Below are 15,453 nucleotides of genomic sequence, written 5' to 3' on the forward strand. Positions count from 1 at the left end.
TGAAGGTCGGGGCACTGCCCCGGCATCAACAGGGATATTTGGAGCCGGATGGATGCAGGATCCCTTGTTCATCTGGCCGAAAATATCCCGGAGCGCGAGGCGCCGCCTCGCAATTGCGCGGATGGCGCCAACTGCGCCCCTGGAGGGCATAACAATACGTATCGCCGCCGATGTGCTGTGGGGGTTTCTGCCGCTTACATGAAGTTCTTGGCGCATATCCCCCGGTTGAGTTCGTTGCCCATCGCATCATCTGGTCGGCGCTGTCACTGTATTCGGTGTCTCTGTTCCGTCAGTTGCGCGCTCGGGCCTGATCCCGGATGATCTGCACAATCTGATTGGCCCAGAGGTCATAAAGCCGAGAGCTGGGGTGATAGCCGTCGGGCGCTGCCATCCCCGGTTCATCCGGCAGTTCTGTTGACAGGTGGTGCGCCTGCGGAAATCCCTCTGCGACCCTCTGCAACCCCGCATCCAGTCGGGCCGCCTGTTGGCCCAGCACCCAGGCGAGGGGTTGCGGCAGGGCGGGGAGCCGCTCCATTTGCGGAACGCCCGACACCACGACGCAGCGCGCCTGCAACGGGCCGGTCAGATGCGCCAGAAGCGCGTGCTGCTGCGCCGTAAATTTCCCGCAGCTGCGCCCGCGCGTGACGTCATTGACACCCAGAGCCGTGACAGCCACGTCGAACCGGTCCTCGAGCCGGAGCAGGCGGTCCAGGGCGTCGCGCGTGGTGTGGCCGGTGGTGGCCTCCAGACGCCAGTCGACGGTGAAATCATGCGCAAGCCCTGCGACGATCCGCCCTGACAGCGCCTGATCCTGTGTCGCCACGCCCACCCCTGCAGCCGAGCTGTCGCCGGCAATCAGCACCCGCAGCAGCGGGCCGGACCCGGCGCGTCCCGCGCGCGGGCCTTGCGGTTCCGGCAACAATTGCGCCTTGCGCCGCACCATGAGCCCCTGCCCAAGAAGCACGGGCAGCAGCGGCAGACGCAGTATCTGATCTGGCGCGATCAGGACAGCGCCTCGCGGAATTTCAGGAACCGCGCGTCTGTGCTCACCCGGGCATTCATCGCCTCGCGCAGGGCACCGATGGTCTTGTAGGGGCGCATGACCACCTCAAACTCCTGCACAAGCCCATCATCGTTCAACGTGATGAGGTCGACGCCGATCGCGTCCATTTCTCCGACTTTGCACTGGAACTCCAGCGCCCAGTCTTTGCCCTCGCCCATGATGCGGCGGTACCGAAAGTCGGAAAATATCTGGCCGACATGCCCCAGTATTGCCGCCACAGGCGCGCGACCGGTCCAGATCTTGTAGTAGGTCGGCGGCTGAAAGCGAACATCTTCGGCAAGTACTTCGGCAATCAGGGTATCGTCGCCCTTGGCGATGATCTCCTGCATTCTGGTGATGGTTGGGTGCATGATCTTTCCTCTCTGTTGCTGCAAAAATCGCGGATGCGGTCTTGATGGGCAAGCACGACGTTGCGTGAGGGTTGGGGCTGCGATAGGCAGGCCCGCATGTCCGAGAGCTATGATCCTCCGCAAACCCCGCTTGATGTGCTGCACGAAGACGCGCAACTGATTGTCGTCAACAAACCACCCGGCCTGCTTTCGGTGCCGGGCAAGGGCGCGCATCTGGCCGATTGCCTGCTGACGCGGGTGCAGGCGGCATTTCCGCAGGCGCTGCTGGTGCATCGGCTCGACCGGGACACCTCGGGGGTCATGGTTTTTGCCCAGACCCCCCATGCGCAGCGTCATCTGGGCCTGCAATTCGAGAAGCGGCAGACGCGCAAGACCTATGTGGCGCGGGTCTGGGGCGTGGTGCAACCCAAGACCGGCACTGTGGATCTGCCGCTGATCGTCGACTGGCCCAACCGCCCGAAACAGATGGTCTGTCACGAGACCGGAAAACCCGCCGTGACCGACTGGCGCGTGCTGCGTCATGACGGTGAAACTACGCGCCTGCGGCTGATGCCCAAAACCGGGCGCTCGCACCAGCTTAGGGTGCATATGCAGGCGCTGGGCCACCCGATACTGGGCGATCCGTTCTACGCCACGGGCGCGGCGCGCGAGCATGGGCGGCTGATGCTGCATTCCGAAGAGTTGCGCCTGAAGAACCCCGAAGGCGGCGTGTCGATGAAGTTCCGCGCCAAGCCGGATTTCTGAACGCTGTTTCTGTTCCCAGCTTTCGCGCGCAGCCAGAACCGTCTCACGCCGTTTCGATGCCCTGTGGACCAGCGGCGTGTCGTGTTCAACAAATTCCGCCCCCAATTCCGTCAGATCATAATGCACTTCGATCGGGGGCCGGGGATGACGGTGCGGGTCAGAGAGCCATCGCGCCCCAACGCGCACTGGTCCCGGTCAGCACGCGCCGGGTGATATCGCCCACGCCGCGCTTGATCTCGGAAAACCGCAAGGCCCCCCATGGACCTCGTACTGCAATCCGTGTCAGCGCTACTCAGCCGTCCAGCCGCTGACCGCCTTGACCTCCAGGAAATCCTCGATCCCGTAAACGCCGCCCTCGCGGCCGTTGCCGGACATCTTCATGCCGCCAAAGGGTGAGCCCGCCGCGCGGGACTGGCCATTCATCTCGACCATGCCTGAACGCAGCTGACGTGCCATCCGGTTGGCCCGTGCTGGATCGGTGGTCTGCACATAGTTGGTCAGGCCGTAAGGGGTGTCATTTGCGATCGCGACTGCCTCTTCTTCGGTGTCGAAGGGGATCATGGTCAGGACCGGGCCAAATATCTCTTCTCGGGCGATGGTCATCTGGTTGTTGGCATCGGCGAACACGGTGGGCTTGACGTAATACCCCTTGTTGAACCCGTCGGGCCGCCCGGTGCCGCCCGCAACCATGCGGGCGCCCTCGTCGATACCGGTCTGGATCAGATCCTGGATCTTGCTCCATTGCAGCTGATTGACCACGGGGCCGATATGGCGTCCGTCGTCCTGCGCGCTGCCGACGGTGACCTTTGCCGCCACTTTGACCGCGGTTTCGACCGCCCTGTCATAGACCCCGCGCTGGACCAGCATCCGGCTTGGCGCGTTGCAGCTTTGACCGGTGTTGTTCATCATGTGCAGCACGCCGCGTTTCACGGCCTTTTCATCGGCATCGTCGAAGACCAGGTTCGCACCTTTGCCGCCCAGTTCCAGGTGCACTTTCTTGAGTGTATCCGCCGCGTTTTTCGAGATAGCCGCACCAGCTCGCGCCGATCCGGTAAACGACACCATATCCACATCCGGATGCCCCGAGAGTTGCGTCCCAACTCCGGGCCCGTCGCCGTTCACCAGATTGAACACACCGGGGGGGAACCCGGCCTCGTCCATCATCTCGGCAAAAATCATCGCATTGAGCGGGCTTTCTTCCGAGGGTTTCAGCACCATGGTGCACCCCGCAACCGCTGCGGCGCCAACCTTGAGCGTCACCTGGTTCATCGGCCAGTTCCAGGGCGTGATCAGGGCCGCGACGCCCACCGCTTCGTGGATGATCCGGTCATTGGGCGCGTGATCGCCCAGCGGATGATCGAATTGAAACGCCTTGGCTGCGTGCAGGAAATTCTTCAGATGCCAGATGCCCGCGCCGACTTGCTGCGTGCGGGACATGTCAATCGGCGCGCCCATCTCCAGCGACATGGCCTGCGCCAGATCTTCGCTGCGGCTCTGGTAGATTTCGACCAGTTTTTCCACCAGGGCAATCCGTTCGGCCGGGGGCGTGGCCATCCAGCCGGGAAGCGCTGCCTTGGCCGCGGCCACCGCCGCATCCGTGTCTGCCAGGGTGCCCAGCGAAATCACCGCGCAGGGCTCCTCGGTCGAGGGATTGACAACAAGATGATCCTGGGGCCGGGCCGGGGTCACCCAGCCGCCGTTGATATAGAAATCGCGTTTTTCGATCATGGGCTCTCTCCTCGAAGTAAAATTCGACCAATCGGTCGGATTTTGGTCACTCTTGCATTGCGTTTTCGATTCCACAAGCCGGGGGATGCAACGAAGCCGTCAAAGTTCTAGTCTCGCGGACATATTGAGTCGTTTCAAAATCAGAGGAGACCGACCATGGGGTTGCGCATCAACGATACTGTTCCGAATTTCACCGCCGAGACCGACCAGGGCACCGTCAAGTTCCATGACTGGATCGGCGACAGCTGGGCGATCCTGTTCTCGCATCCCAAGGATTTCACGCCGGTCTGCACCACAGAGTTTTCCGCCGTGGCCCAATTGACCGATGAATGGGCCAGCCGCAACACCAAGGTGATGGGCGTATCCGTCGACGGGGTCGAGGACCACAAGAAATGGAAGCAGGACATCGAAAGCTATGGCGGGGCAAACCCGGGTTTTCCGATCATTGCCGATGACGGTCTGGCTGTATCCAAAGCCTTCGACATGCTGCCCGCCGAGGCTTATCTGCCCGATGGCCGCACGCCCGCTGACAGCGCCACGGTGCGGTCGGTCTTCATCATCGGGCCGGACAAGCAGCTGAAACTGTCGATGACCTATCCGATGACCGTGGGTCGGAACTTTGCCGAGATTCTGCGCGCGCTGGACGGGTTGCAGATGACCGCCAAGGGGGTGGCCACCCCGGCCAACTGGGTGCCGGGCGAAGATGTCATCATCCCGCCAGCGGTCAGCAATGACGAGGCCAAAGAGAAGTTCGGCGAGTTCGAAACGATCTTCCCGTACCTGCGCAAGACCAAGGCGCCGCAATAAGGCGTCCGGGCAGGGGGGGTGCCTGCCCCCCTTGTTCTCTGCGGCGCGTCAGAATGATGCGAGTTCATCACTCGCGTGGATGGTGACACCCGTGCCTTTTTGCAATGCGATTGCAGACATCGCCTTGGCAACCTGCTCGGCGCGGATAGGGCGAAATTTGCGCAGCGGCCCGATCATCAAGAAATCGAACAGCGGCAAGATGCGCCCGCCCCATTCCTCGGCCAGACGACTTTCGTCACGCTTGCCCAGCAGCAGCGAGGGCCGCAGAATGTCCAGCGTTTCGAAACCGATCGCTTGCAGGTCCCGCTCGATTTCGCCCTTGACGTGCAGGTAATAACTCGGCGATCCCAACCTTGCGCCATGCGATGAAATCAGGACGAAATTCTTTGCTCCGTTCTGATGCGCGATCTCTGCCAAGCGGATGACGTAATCATGATCGATCTTGCGAAAACTCTCGCGCCCGCCAGCGTTCTTTTGCGTGGTCCCGATGCAGCAAAATACGGTATCGGCAACGATCCTGGCCGCGATATCTTCCACTGTGTCGGCCCCTCCCATCACCTCGGTCACTTTTTCTGACCCGGTATCAAGGCTTCGACGGGTCACGGCAATAACGCGATCCCAGTGATTTTCCGCGATCAATCGCTCCAGGACATGCCGGCCGACAAGACCGGTTCCGCCCAGGATCAGAGCTATGTTGGGCATGGCAACCTCATATTTGTTTGCGTGGCAAGCTATGCTTGAGTGACCAGAGGAGGCCAAGCCGGAATATCTCGTTGGAAGTGCGATTTATTACAGGCGGCGAGGTTTTTTGCCAGCGCTGATGCCTGTGGCATCGGAGTATTTCTCGAGCACACGGTTGGCGGTGTTCAGCCGGATCGCACAACGGGCCGTTGCGGATGCAGGTGCAGTTTTGCGCGATAGACGGCACGCTTGATTTCGCGGGCGAATTTTTCGCCTGTCGGGACCGATTTCTGGATTGTCGATCCGCCGATCTGCGCGGCGACCTCCTGATTTCCGGTTCCCATCAGCGCATGAACCGGCTGCCCGGTGATCCAATGCATCTGCAGGAAGGTATCGACGGGGCGGTCGATCTCGTTTGTGGCGTCCAGCAGCCGTTTGGCGGCGTTGAGGCCGACATATTGGCACTGGCACTGCAGGGCGATCACCTTGGGCAGGATCAGGCGCAGCCCGTCGCGTTCGACCAGCGTCCGGGCGGGCACTTCGCGTTGTTTGACCGGCAGGCGGATATAGTGATCAGGCGTTGCGGCCTCGGTAAGCATCTCCAGCGCCGTGGCGAATCGCTTGGGGTCGATCTGCAGGTCGTCTTCGACGGTGATGGCCCCGTCGATCCCCTCATCGACCATCTTCCGCCAGATGCGCCGATGGCTTTCGAAGACGCCAATCTCGGTCGGCAGCAGCGCAAACGGATACTGGGGTCGGTGCAGGTTGCCCGGATACGGCGTCACATGGGCGATCTGTGCGGCATCGCGACCATTGACCGCTTCGATCCATTCCGCGTGGGGCAATTGGTCGCGCAGCCGCTCTGCGTTGGGCCGACGCGCCGTGCTGGACGACATATGGATGATGAAACTGCGCATGCCTGACCGCTTTCCGGAACACAGCGTTTGCGCCGAACCGGCCTGATCCGGGCTGCGCAGCTTTGGTCCGGGGGACCTCGATTATTCTGTGCATCCGGTATAGGCAGAACCGGCACGGCGCGCAATTCCCGGCCCGCATGCCTGATCCGGAAGAGGTTGTTTTTCGCCGTTTACGGGAATTGTTCCAAAATGAGATCGACACATGGCGGTCCGGATGCAACATTGTGAGAGAGAACTTGTTCTCTCCCGGTGCCGAGTCATCGGGGCCTTCACTATTGATAATCAAGAGGATTCACAGATGAACCTGAAAGTTGCTTTGCTCGGCTCGTTCGTTTTTGCCCTGGCGGCGTGCTCGCAGCCCGAGCCGGAACCGGTTTATGTCCAACCCACCTATGACAAGGTTGGCAACCCAAGCTGCCCGGGTGGCTATCAGGTTGCGACGACCGAAGCGGGTGCCACGGTCTGCTCGCCGATTACACAGTAATTACCCTTGCAGGTGACCCGCTCGGGTCACCTGTGTCCGCCCGGCTCCCGACCCGACCTCTGAGCCCGGCGCGCCGCGTGCCCCCTCGCGCCTATGTCGAAGCTGCGATAAGACGGGCGCATGTCACAGATTGAATCGCTCTTCGTCACCCGCCTCTATCGCGCTGCCTTGTCCGAATTCGCCCCCGGGATTGATGCGGGCGAGCTGGAAACCTCCTGCCTTGTCATCGCCGAGGATGACGAGGCAGGGCAGGCCTGGTGCGAGGAAAACGGCTATCCCGGCTATACCTCTTATGCGTCGCTGAGTGATCTGCCCTGGCGGTTTCCGATCTTCGCCGATCTGGTCAAGGTGCTGGATGCCCATGTGGCGGCATTTGCCCAGGATCTGGAATTTGATCTTGATGACCGGGCGCTGACGCTGGAGGACCTGTGGATCAACATCCTGCCCGAGGGCGGGATGCATGCCAGCCATATCCACCCGCACAGCGTGATTTCCGGCACCACCTATGTGGCGATGCCCAAGGGGGCCAGCGCGCTGAAGCTGGAAGACCCGCGCTCGGCCCGGATGATGGCCGCCCCGGTGCGCCGCAAAGATGCGCGGCGCGAGTTGCAGCCGTTCATATATGTGAAACCGGAAGTGGGCGATGTGCTGCTCTGGGAAAGCTGGCTGCGCCATGAGGTGCCGATGAACATGGCCGAAGAAGAGCGGATCAGCATCAGCTTCAATTACCGATGGGATTGAACGCGGCAGCGGCCGATTTTTTCAGACCGGAATAAGGTCTGTGGGATCTATGATGCGCGTTTGCGATATTGCAGCGGACTTATGCCTTCGGTTCGTTTGAACGCGCGGACAAACGCGCTTGTTTCCGAATACCCCAGACTTTCTGCAATTTCGGAAACGGATGCGTCCGAAAAATCCAGCGCTTCTTTTGCCGCCGCCTCGATTACCTGATTGCGCAATTCCCGGAACGACGTGTCTTCGCGGCTTAAATCGCGGTGGAGCTTTCGAACGGATGTATTCAGCTTGTCGGCAACGGACTCGGCGGTCAAATTCGACTGGCTGAGCTGAGATGTCAGGATCAGTTTCACTTTGCGCACGATATTCTGAAACGCGTAGGGTTGATTGATCAACAGATCAGCCTGCTGACGCAGGACGGTCAAAAGGTCTGAATCAACCCCCGAAATGGGCACCTGCAGAATTTTCTGATCGAAAATGATCTGGTTCACGGGCGCGTTGAATTTCAGTTCGGTGCCAAAAACGTCGTGATGCACCGACAGGTGCTTGGGTTTCGAATAGGTGAAATAGCAGAATTTCGGTGTCCAGCGCATGTCACCGATTTTCTTTCTCATGGTTTCGACCAGAAACCCCAAAGTGAAATCGATGTCCTGTCGGCAATCGCTTCCCGGCAGCAATTCTTCGCTGTAGGTTACTTTGCACAGACCCCCCGACCGGTTGAACTCAATTCCGAAATGTGGGGTGAAAATGTCGAAGTAGTGATCCACAAAAACGCAGAAATCCCGAATACTGGTGGCATTATCCGCGATATAACCAAGCAATCCGAAGTGATTGGGGTTAGCGGATTTGGCGATATTCAAGCCAAGAGATGGATCACCCAGATCGATAGCCGCCTGTTCGAACAGACGCAGATACCGGTCCGGTGTGGTTTCCAGAACGTAGGAACCGATGTCGTCGTCACGGCACTTCAGCGCCTTGCAGAGGTCTGCTCGCGACACGCCACGCTCAAGCAAGGCGGTTACAAACCAGTGGACTGGCACATCGGGCTCTAGCGGCTTCTTTTTAGGCGCGGACATGTGGGCAGAGCACGAAATTTCTTCATGTCCTAAATTGTCAATTAGTTGGCGGAACGTGTCAAGCCTCGGGTAGACGCAAAAGCTATAGTCTCAAAATCTGCCAAAGGAGTCGCGTCGCTGCGATCCAAATAGCGTGCCGCGCGGAAGGGAATTACCAATGAACAATAAATCCAACTATTTGCGTGCAGCCGTTTCTAGCATTGCCGTGGCGGGGGCCACAATCCTACCCGGTCTGGCGGCAGCCTCGGGCGCCGATCTGTACGAGGAGAATTGCTCGGCCTGCCATCTGGAAAACGGGGCAGGGGACGTCGATCTGATGTCGCCTTCGATCGCCGGGTTGGATCAAGAGTATATTCTGCGTCAATACAGCAACGTTACCACCGGCATCCGCGTCTTCACCGAAGATGAGGCGATGGCGCAGGGCATGGTCGAGATCATGGCGGAACTCTCCGCGGACGACATGAACGAAATCAGCGCCTATGTCGCGGCAATGCCAATCGTGGCGATCGAGCAGGAAGTCGGGCCGATCGGATTCCCGGATCGCGGTCTTTATAACAACTGCTCCAGCTGTCACGGGGCCAAAGGCCAGGGCGCATCCGGTCTTGGCGCGCCGCGTCTGGCGGCGCAGCATAGCTGGTATCTCAAAGACCAGCTCATGAAGTTCCGCGACGGCACGCGTGGCTCGCACCCGGATGACACGCATGGCATTCAGATGCGTGATATGGCTGTTGCCATCGCCAGTGACGAAGATGTCGATACCATCGTCAACTACATCGCAAACTTCGAACCACCGTCGAAAGATTCGAACGCAAATGCGCACTAAAATACTTGCTCTGACATTGCTCGGCGGGATCGCCTTTCCCGCCGTGTCCGACGCGTGGCAGCTCAGCGATAGTTGCCCAGCCAGTCACCAGAAACTGGCTGATGGCACCTGCGAGTTGGTCACGCTCTATGATTTCTATGCGTCGCCGGACCAACATGGCGGGGTGCAGGCCGAACTTCCCGAATTGCTTTCGGGACGCTTCACGCCGCAGCAGATCGACCTTGGCCGGATCCTGTTTTTCGACCCGATCCTGTCCGCCGAAAAGGATATGTCCTGTGCCTCCTGCCACCAGCCGGAACGCGGGCTGAGCGATGGCCGGAAGAGATCGCTTGGCGCGACCACCGGTGCGGCGCGCACTGAATTGCCCCGGTCGACACCAAGCCTCTGGAACGTCGGGTTCCAGCCCAGGTTCATGTGGGATGGGCGGGCCGAGACGCTGGAAGAACAGGCACTGCTGCCGCTCTTTTCAGAGGTCGAGATGGGCAACACCAAGGAGGGCGTGGAAACCGCCCTGCTGGACAACCCGGCCTATGTGCAACTGTTCGACGACGCCTTTGAGGCCCCGCCCTCGGTCGAACGTGTCGGTACGGCGCTGGCGGCGTTTCAGGCCAGTCTGGTGAGCTTCAACAGCCGCTATGACCGCTATGCCCATGGCGACGCCTCCGCGTTGAGTCCGCAGGAAGTGCTGGGTATGAACGCGTTTCGTGGATTTGTGGGCCGGTGCTCGCAATGCCACATTCCGCCGCTGTTCACCGATAGCGAGCTTTCGGTGGTCGGAGCGCCGGAAAACGATCTGGGGCATGCCGATCTCGGTGCCGGCGCGCTGAACACGGACGAGCCCGCCCTGCTGGGTGCCTTCAAGGTTCCGACGCTGCGTAACATCACGCGCACGGCGCCTTATTTCCATAGCGGCCAGTTCGAAACGCTGGACGAAGTGGTGGATTTCTACAACAATGACCGTGGTCATATGGCCCCCGAAGGCCAGGACCTCAAGATTCACTGGCACGTACACATGACCAAGGGTCCGCAGCTTTCGAAAGAGGATATGGTGAATATCGTCGCCTTTCTGTCCGCGCTCGAAGACGAGACCCTGATGCCAACGGTACCCGAAAAACTCCCATCGGGCCTGACACCCGTACCGGGACTATAACTTTATTGGAGGAACACATGTCACGATCACCACGGCACCTGAAGGGCACGCTGCTCTCGACGGCCCTTACCTGTTTGATCAGCCTTCCCGCTTTTGCCCAGACCGGCTCCGTTCTGTCCGATCTGGAAAACCCCGAGTTTCTGGCCAAGAAACGTGCCGAGGCAGCGGAATTTATCAAATGCGACCCAATCGATGGATTTGACGCCAGGATGGCGGCCTATGAGGCCGGAGCCACGGCCAAGTGGGATCGCGCCTCCATGGGCTGTGCCGTTCAGGCCGGCAGCCAGGCGCTGGATGAGATGTCGCTGCCGACCAACCTGATCTGGGCCTTCGTGACCTTCCGCGTCGACAATATCGAAAAGCATCTCGAAGTGCTGGGCGCGAATCTGGAATATTTCGACGTTCTCGCCAATTCCTACGCGGACCACTACGAAGGCATCGAAAAATCCAGCGAGCTTTATGTGCGCTGGCAGGATACCCGCGCCCAATCCGAAGCCATCCTGGCCAAGATCGACCCGATCATCCCCAAGGTGACCGAGGCGCGGATTCTGCGCGCGGCCTACAACCTGGCCTCGACTGTCAAGGAAACCCCCCCCGAAGAGGCGAACGCGGCAATGAAATCGGCCATCGAGGATCTTGAGATCGCGATCGCCGAAAAGCCCGAGGCACTGGATGGTCTGTCTCAGTTGATGCTGGGTCAGGTTCTTGTGGCCCTGCCGCCCTTCCTTGGTGGCGATGCGCTTCGCGGGATCGAGCTGCTTGAGCAGGCCAACGAGTTGAACCCGAATGATCTGACAGTGCACCGCGCCCTGGTCGAGGCATATATGGGCGAGCGTGAAGACGAAAAAGCCATCGCGCTCCTGCAAGCGGCACTGGAGGTCGACCCCGCGCTGGAAAACGGCCAGGACTACGTTGATGACACCAAACATCTGGGCGGGCTGGCCTTGCGGCTGGACCAGGGTGATATGGCGACTCAATTCAACGACAAGAGAAACGAACGCTTGGCCAGCAATCCCGAATTGCTGACCCGCAAAGCGATCGCATCTTTTGGCCATGGCGAGGAAAACCCGTTCACTGGCAAAGACTCCAGCGACCTGAACTAATAATATAGGGAGACCCATCCAATGACTACAAAACTTGCCCTCAGCAGCATTTTGTGCACGACCATTCTGGGGTCGGCAGCATATGCAGCGGACATCACCGTGCCGTCCGGCGACGAAATCCAGAAATATGTCGATCAGGCGCAGCCGGGCGATACCATTCTGGTCGAGCCGGGCGTTTACAAGCAATCGGTTTACATCGACAAGCCCAACATCACCATTCGCGGGTTGCGTGACGGTGACAACTGGGCCGTGATGGATGGTGAACTTATCCGGAATGACGGGATCATCACCTCGGGCCACTCCTCGACAATCGACGGGTTCTTTGTCAAAGCCTACAAGGGCAACGGCATCATGACCCAGGGTGCCAACAACTTTACCATCTCCAACAATTATGTCGAAGGTGCGTTTTACGGGATTTTTCCGCAATACGGCATCAACGGTCTGATCACTGGCAATACCGTCTCTGGCGCTGAGGATGCGGGCGTCTATGTTGGTATGTCCGACAATGTGGATGTGTTTGAAAACATCGCCTTTGGCAACGTCATGGGGCTGGAATTCGAAAACACCCGCAACGGTCTGATGGCAAACAACCATGTCTATGGCAATTCGGCTGGCATTACCCTGACCCTGATCCCCGGCTTGCCGGTGAAAGACGCCAACAACCTTGTCATCCGCGACAACCTGATCGAAGACAACAACATCGAGAACTTTGCCCCGGCCAGTTCGATCGCCTCGCAGGTGCCCAGAGGCATCGGCATCGGGATTGTCGGCCCGGACAAGACCACCATCGAAAACAACGAGATCAAGAATAACGGGACTGCTGGTATTTTGGTGGCGGATCAGACGCTGTTTGGCATGTCCACCGACCCCAAGAACGATCCTTATTCCGACGAAGCCATCATCATGGCCAACACCTTCAGCGGCAATGGCGAGGATATGACCGGTATCCTGGGCGACTTGATCAAACAGGCCGGTGCTTCGGGTCTCGATGTAGTTGCGCTCGGCAAGGGTCGCGGCAGCTGTCTTGCCAATCCGGACGAGGTTGCATCCCTGGGCACCGATCGCTGGGAGACCTGTGATCCGTCGCTGAGCGCGGCCGAGATGAAGACCGCCATGATTCCCGGTGGCGCGGAAGAGCCCGTCTACACCGCCGAGCAGAAGGGTCGTCTGACCTATCTGGCCGTCTGCACCGGTTGCCACACGTATGACTCGGTTCTGCACGGGCCGTCCATGCAGTCGATCCAGGCGCTGTACAAGGACAATGCCGATGGCATGATCGAGTATATCTCGGAACCGGTTCGCAAGCGTGAGGATTTCCCGGAAATGCCCCCGCAGGCCTATCTGGGTGAAGAAAACCTGAACGCAATTGCCGACTACATCCTGAACGAACTGGGTGGCTAACGGATCCAGGGGTGGTGGGCAATCGCCCACCACCTTTTTTGATCTTCGCGGAACTGCCGGTATTCATTTCGACGCTGGAGAGCCGCTGTTTTGACGCCATTTGTCTTCGAAAAACAGAGGACTATGACAGCCCCCGGGCTGACGGGGTGCAAGCCTCATCCTACTGAGTACCAAGCAGGCGAAACCGCCCTGCTTGCTGCAATTACGGGCTGCATTGGCCGCCCGGTCTGTGAGATGTCCCGCACGTCCACATCGAAATTCCTGCTGCCAGCGTGACCGAAGCCCCTGAAATCAAGGTCACCATCCAACAGCGCCAATACGGAGGAGAAACCACAATGAAACACTGGGTAAAAACATACGACCCCGGCGTCCCCGAAGAGATCAACCCGGATCAGTATTCCTCGATCGTGGCTTTGTTCGAAGAGACCGCCGAGAAATATGCTGGCAACGTCGCCTATGATTGCTTCGGCCAGCAGATGACCTATGCGCAGATCGAGGCGCAGTCGCGTGCCGTTGCCGCCTATCTGCAGAACAAGCTGGGCGTTGAACGCGGTGACCGCGTCGCGCTGATGTGCCCCAATATCTTCGCGTTCCCGATTGCGATGCTTGGCATCCTGCGGGCTGGCGGCGTTCAGGTTAACGTCAATCCGCTCTACACCCCGCGCGAGCTTGAGCATCAGCTCAACGATGCGGGTGCCAAGAAGATCGTGATCTTTGGCGGTTCGACCCAGGTTCTGGCCGAAATTATCGGCAACACGCCGATCGAAACCGTGATCACCATCGATCTGGGTGATGGTCCCGGGCTGCCGATCCCGACCCCGCCGGTCGATGCGCGTCTGAGCAACACCATCAAGCTGGCCGATGTGCTGGCCGAGGGCGCGCAGCTGGAATACCGCCCCGTTGGCCTGACCGGTGATGACAATCTGTTCTTCCAGTATACGGGCGGCACGACCGGACTGTCCAAAGGCGCGGTTCTGACCCATCGCAACGTGGTGGCCAACCTTGAACAACTCAAGGCGTTCCTGCCGCAGGCAGCAGTCCCGGAAGAAGAGGTCGTGGTCGCGGCTCTGCCGCTCTACCATATCTTTGGTCTGACCGTATCACTGGCCTATCTGTCGCTGGGCTGCCGGATCATCCTGATCCCTAACCCGCGCGATATTGATGCGTTCCATGCTGCAATCAAGACTGCTGGCGTCACGGTGTTCCCTGGTGTGAACACTCTGTTTGCTGGCCTGGCCATGCATCCGGGCACGAAAGAAGTCGACTTCTCGAAGCTGAAAGCGTCCATCGGAGGCGGTGCCGCCGTGATCGAGACCACATCGGACAACTGGAAGGCTCTGACCGGCACCCATATCACCGAAGGGTATGGTCTGTCCGAGACATCGCCGCTCTTGTCGGTGGTGCCGATGAGCGTCAGTGAATTCACCGGGTCCTGCGGCCTGCCGGTGCCCTCGACTGATATCAAGCTGCTGGACGACAGCGATCAGGAAGCAGCCCTGGGAGAGCGCGGCGAGATTTGCGCCAAAGGCCCACAGGTGATGACGGGCTACTGGAACAATGACGAGGCCAACAGCAGTTCTTTCACAAGCGACGGGTACTTCCGCACCGGTGATATCGGGGTGTTTGACGAGGCCGGCTATTTGCGCATTGTTGACCGCAAGAAAGACATGATCATCGTGTCCGGCTTCAACGTGTTCCCCAATGAGATCGAAGGGGTAGTCACGGCTTGCGACGGTGTGGCCGAATGCGCCTGTATTGGCGAGCCGGATGAGAAAACCGGCGAGCTGGTCAGCGTTTTTGTGGTCAAAGAGGCTGGATCCGACGTGACCGAAGAGCAAATCGTCGCGCATTGCCGGCACGAGATGACCGCCTACAAGACCCCGCGCAAGATCACCTTCCTTGATGAGTTGCCGAAATCCAATGTCGGAAAGATCCTGCGCCGAGAGCTGCGCGGCTGACGCATTGGAATATCGTTCCGAAACCAATTGGTCGCGCCCGCCTCTGAAAGGCGGCGGGCGCGGGTTTTCAACCCGTTTTCCGAAAATCGGTAACGGGTTCGGGCATAGCTCAGGATTTGCTGCCGCCGGTAAACGCGCTCATCAGGCCGCGCAGAAGGTCGGCATTTCCAGACGCCCCGGCAACCCAGCTGTTCAGAATATTCTCGGGCGAAAAGTTCTCGGCATCGCCAAGGATTCTGGCTTCGACTTTCTTGAGCCACTCTTCCTGAATCTTCTGAATGTTCGGCAGGCCCAGAAGCTCGCGCGCTTCGGCCGGAGTGAGATCGACGGTAATATTGACTTGCATGTAGGGTCCCTGTCGTTGTTCGCTTGGAATCCAAAGATTCAATTGACCGAATTGGCCATGAAACCATCATGCAATGAATTCCCTGGC

Annotated in this window: 16 protein-coding genes; 9 read left to right on the top strand and 7 right to left on the bottom strand. The window is 59.4% G+C overall.

Annotated elements, in window-relative coordinates; genetic code table 11:
• Nucleotides 1-289: 289 nt before the first annotated feature.
• Nucleotides 290-943, bottom strand: a complete 654-nt coding sequence (locus tag M3P21_RS02790; RefSeq protein WP_249706613.1) for an SGNH/GDSL hydrolase family protein — start codon at nucleotides 941-943, stop codon at nucleotides 290-292.
• 59 nt (nucleotides 944-1,002) lie between these two features.
• Nucleotides 1,003-1,413, bottom strand: a complete 411-nt coding sequence (locus M3P21_RS02795) for a nuclear transport factor 2 family protein (RefSeq protein ID WP_249706614.1) — start codon at nucleotides 1,411-1,413, stop codon at nucleotides 1,003-1,005.
• A gap of 96 nt (nucleotides 1,414-1,509) precedes the next feature.
• On the opposite strand from M3P21_RS02795, the gene M3P21_RS02800 reads away from it, so the two are divergent.
• Entirely contained in the window at nucleotides 1,510-2,157 is a 648-nt protein-coding gene (locus tag M3P21_RS02800) for an RluA family pseudouridine synthase (RefSeq protein ID WP_249706615.1), read from the top strand.
• Between the two features lie 288 nt (nucleotides 2,158-2,445).
• Here the strand turns inward: M3P21_RS02800 and M3P21_RS02805 are convergent, their stop codons facing one another.
• Nucleotides 2,446-3,885, bottom strand: a complete 1,440-nt coding sequence (locus M3P21_RS02805) for an aldehyde dehydrogenase family protein (RefSeq protein ID WP_249706616.1) — start codon at nucleotides 3,883-3,885, stop codon at nucleotides 2,446-2,448.
• Nucleotides 3,886-4,041: 156 nt separating this feature from the next.
• Here M3P21_RS02805 and M3P21_RS02810 point away from each other — a divergent pair, with 156 nt between their 5' ends.
• Nucleotides 4,042-4,692, top strand: coding sequence for a peroxiredoxin (locus M3P21_RS02810; RefSeq protein ID WP_249706617.1), 651 nt, complete (start codon nucleotides 4,042-4,044; stop codon nucleotides 4,690-4,692).
• A gap of 48 nt (nucleotides 4,693-4,740) precedes the next feature.
• Here M3P21_RS02810 and M3P21_RS02815 read toward each other — a convergent pair whose 3' ends face one another.
• Both M3P21_RS02815 and M3P21_RS02820 read right to left on the bottom strand, forming a co-directional pair.
• Nucleotides 4,741-5,394, bottom strand: coding sequence for an NAD-dependent epimerase/dehydratase family protein (locus M3P21_RS02815; RefSeq protein WP_249706618.1), 654 nt, complete (start codon nucleotides 5,392-5,394; stop codon nucleotides 4,741-4,743).
• 164 nt (nucleotides 5,395-5,558) lie between these two features.
• Nucleotides 5,559-6,290, bottom strand: coding sequence for a glycosyltransferase family 25 protein (locus tag M3P21_RS02820; RefSeq protein ID WP_249706619.1), 732 nt, complete (start codon nucleotides 6,288-6,290; stop codon nucleotides 5,559-5,561).
• A 298-nt stretch (nucleotides 6,291-6,588) separates the two neighbouring features.
• On the opposite strand from M3P21_RS02820, the gene M3P21_RS02825 reads away from it, so the two are divergent.
• Both M3P21_RS02825 and M3P21_RS02830 read left to right on the top strand, forming a co-directional pair.
• Entirely contained in the window at nucleotides 6,589-6,774 is a 186-nt protein-coding gene (locus M3P21_RS02825; protein WP_249706620.1) for a hypothetical protein, read from the top strand.
• A gap of 120 nt (nucleotides 6,775-6,894) precedes the next feature.
• Nucleotides 6,895-7,515: a 2OG-Fe(II) oxygenase family protein gene (locus tag M3P21_RS02830; protein ID WP_249706622.1), complete on the top strand. Its 621-nt coding sequence runs from the start codon at nucleotides 6,895-6,897 to the stop codon at nucleotides 7,513-7,515.
• A 47-nt stretch (nucleotides 7,516-7,562) separates the two neighbouring features.
• Here M3P21_RS02830 and M3P21_RS02835 read toward each other — a convergent pair whose 3' ends face one another.
• The gene (locus M3P21_RS02835) at nucleotides 7,563-8,507 is read right to left on the bottom strand and encodes an AraC family transcriptional regulator (protein ID WP_249706624.1); all 945 of its coding nucleotides are present in this window, start codon (nucleotides 8,505-8,507) and stop codon (nucleotides 7,563-7,565) included.
• A 235-nt stretch (nucleotides 8,508-8,742) separates the two neighbouring features.
• On the opposite strand from M3P21_RS02835, the gene M3P21_RS02840 reads away from it, so the two are divergent.
• From M3P21_RS02840 to M3P21_RS02860, 5 genes are all read left to right on the top strand, one after another.
• Nucleotides 8,743-9,408, top strand: coding sequence for a c-type cytochrome (locus M3P21_RS02840; protein ID WP_249706626.1), 666 nt, complete (start codon nucleotides 8,743-8,745; stop codon nucleotides 9,406-9,408).
• Entirely contained in the window at nucleotides 9,398-10,558 is a 1,161-nt protein-coding gene (locus M3P21_RS02845; RefSeq protein ID WP_249706628.1) for a cytochrome-c peroxidase, read from the top strand. The genes M3P21_RS02840 and M3P21_RS02845 overlap by 11 nt, the downstream gene beginning before the upstream one ends.
• Nucleotides 10,559-10,575: 17 nt before the next feature.
• On the top strand, nucleotides 10,576-11,661 hold the full coding sequence (locus tag M3P21_RS02850) for a tetratricopeptide repeat protein (RefSeq protein ID WP_249706630.1): 1,086 nt from the start codon (nucleotides 10,576-10,578) through the stop codon (nucleotides 11,659-11,661).
• A gap of 21 nt (nucleotides 11,662-11,682) precedes the next feature.
• Nucleotides 11,683-13,062 (top strand): parallel beta-helix domain-containing protein, encoded by a 1,380-nt coding sequence (locus tag M3P21_RS02855; protein WP_249706631.1) that lies wholly within the window; start codon nucleotides 11,683-11,685, stop codon nucleotides 13,060-13,062.
• Between the two features lie 335 nt (nucleotides 13,063-13,397).
• Nucleotides 13,398-15,020, top strand: a complete 1,623-nt coding sequence (locus M3P21_RS02860) for an AMP-binding protein (protein ID WP_249706633.1) — start codon at nucleotides 13,398-13,400, stop codon at nucleotides 15,018-15,020.
• Nucleotides 15,021-15,129: 109 nt separating this feature from the next.
• Here M3P21_RS02860 and M3P21_RS02865 read toward each other — a convergent pair whose 3' ends face one another.
• Nucleotides 15,130-15,366 (bottom strand): DUF6489 family protein, encoded by a 237-nt coding sequence (locus tag M3P21_RS02865; protein ID WP_249706634.1) that lies wholly within the window; start codon nucleotides 15,364-15,366, stop codon nucleotides 15,130-15,132.
• Between the last annotated feature and the right edge of the window lie 87 nt (nucleotides 15,367-15,453).

This window comes from Ruegeria spongiae, assembly GCF_023502395.1.
Classification (GTDB): Bacteria; Pseudomonadota; Alphaproteobacteria; order Rhodobacterales; family Rhodobacteraceae; genus Ruegeria_C; species Ruegeria_C spongiae.

What these genes read in the sequence shown, in the direction of transcription:
- M3P21_RS02815 (WP_249706618.1), bottom strand. Translation starts at nt 5,394, where the DNA reads ATGCCCAACATAGCTCTGATCCTGGGCGGAACCGGTCTTGTCGGCCGG.
- M3P21_RS02840 (WP_249706626.1), top strand. Translation starts at nt 8,743, where the DNA reads ATGAACAATAAATCCAACTATTTGCGTGCAGCCGTTTCTAGCATTGCC.
- M3P21_RS02790 (WP_249706613.1), bottom strand. Translation starts at nt 943, where the DNA reads ATGGTGCGGCGCAAGGCGCAATTGTTGCCGGAACCGCAAGGCCCGCGC.
- M3P21_RS02855 (WP_249706631.1), top strand. Translation starts at nt 11,683, where the DNA reads ATGACTACAAAACTTGCCCTCAGCAGCATTTTGTGCACGACCATTCTG.
- M3P21_RS02825 (WP_249706620.1), top strand. Translation starts at nt 6,589, where the DNA reads ATGAACCTGAAAGTTGCTTTGCTCGGCTCGTTCGTTTTTGCCCTGGCG.
- M3P21_RS02845 (WP_249706628.1), top strand. Translation starts at nt 9,398, where the DNA reads ATGCGCACTAAAATACTTGCTCTGACATTGCTCGGCGGGATCGCCTTT.
- M3P21_RS02860 (WP_249706633.1), top strand. Translation starts at nt 13,398, where the DNA reads ATGAAACACTGGGTAAAAACATACGACCCCGGCGTCCCCGAAGAGATC.
- M3P21_RS02800 (WP_249706615.1), top strand. Translation starts at nt 1,510, where the DNA reads ATGTCCGAGAGCTATGATCCTCCGCAAACCCCGCTTGATGTGCTGCAC.
- M3P21_RS02830 (WP_249706622.1), top strand. Translation starts at nt 6,895, where the DNA reads ATGTCACAGATTGAATCGCTCTTCGTCACCCGCCTCTATCGCGCTGCC.
- M3P21_RS02820 (WP_249706619.1), bottom strand. Translation starts at nt 6,290, where the DNA reads ATGCGCAGTTTCATCATCCATATGTCGTCCAGCACGGCGCGTCGGCCC.
- M3P21_RS02850 (WP_249706630.1), top strand. Translation starts at nt 10,576, where the DNA reads ATGTCACGATCACCACGGCACCTGAAGGGCACGCTGCTCTCGACGGCC.
- M3P21_RS02865 (WP_249706634.1), bottom strand. Translation starts at nt 15,366, where the DNA reads ATGCAAGTCAATATTACCGTCGATCTCACTCCGGCCGAAGCGCGCGAG.
- M3P21_RS02795 (WP_249706614.1), bottom strand. Translation starts at nt 1,413, where the DNA reads ATGCACCCAACCATCACCAGAATGCAGGAGATCATCGCCAAGGGCGAC.
- M3P21_RS02810 (WP_249706617.1), top strand. Translation starts at nt 4,042, where the DNA reads ATGGGGTTGCGCATCAACGATACTGTTCCGAATTTCACCGCCGAGACC.
- M3P21_RS02805 (WP_249706616.1), bottom strand. Translation starts at nt 3,885, where the DNA reads ATGATCGAAAAACGCGATTTCTATATCAACGGCGGCTGGGTGACCCCG.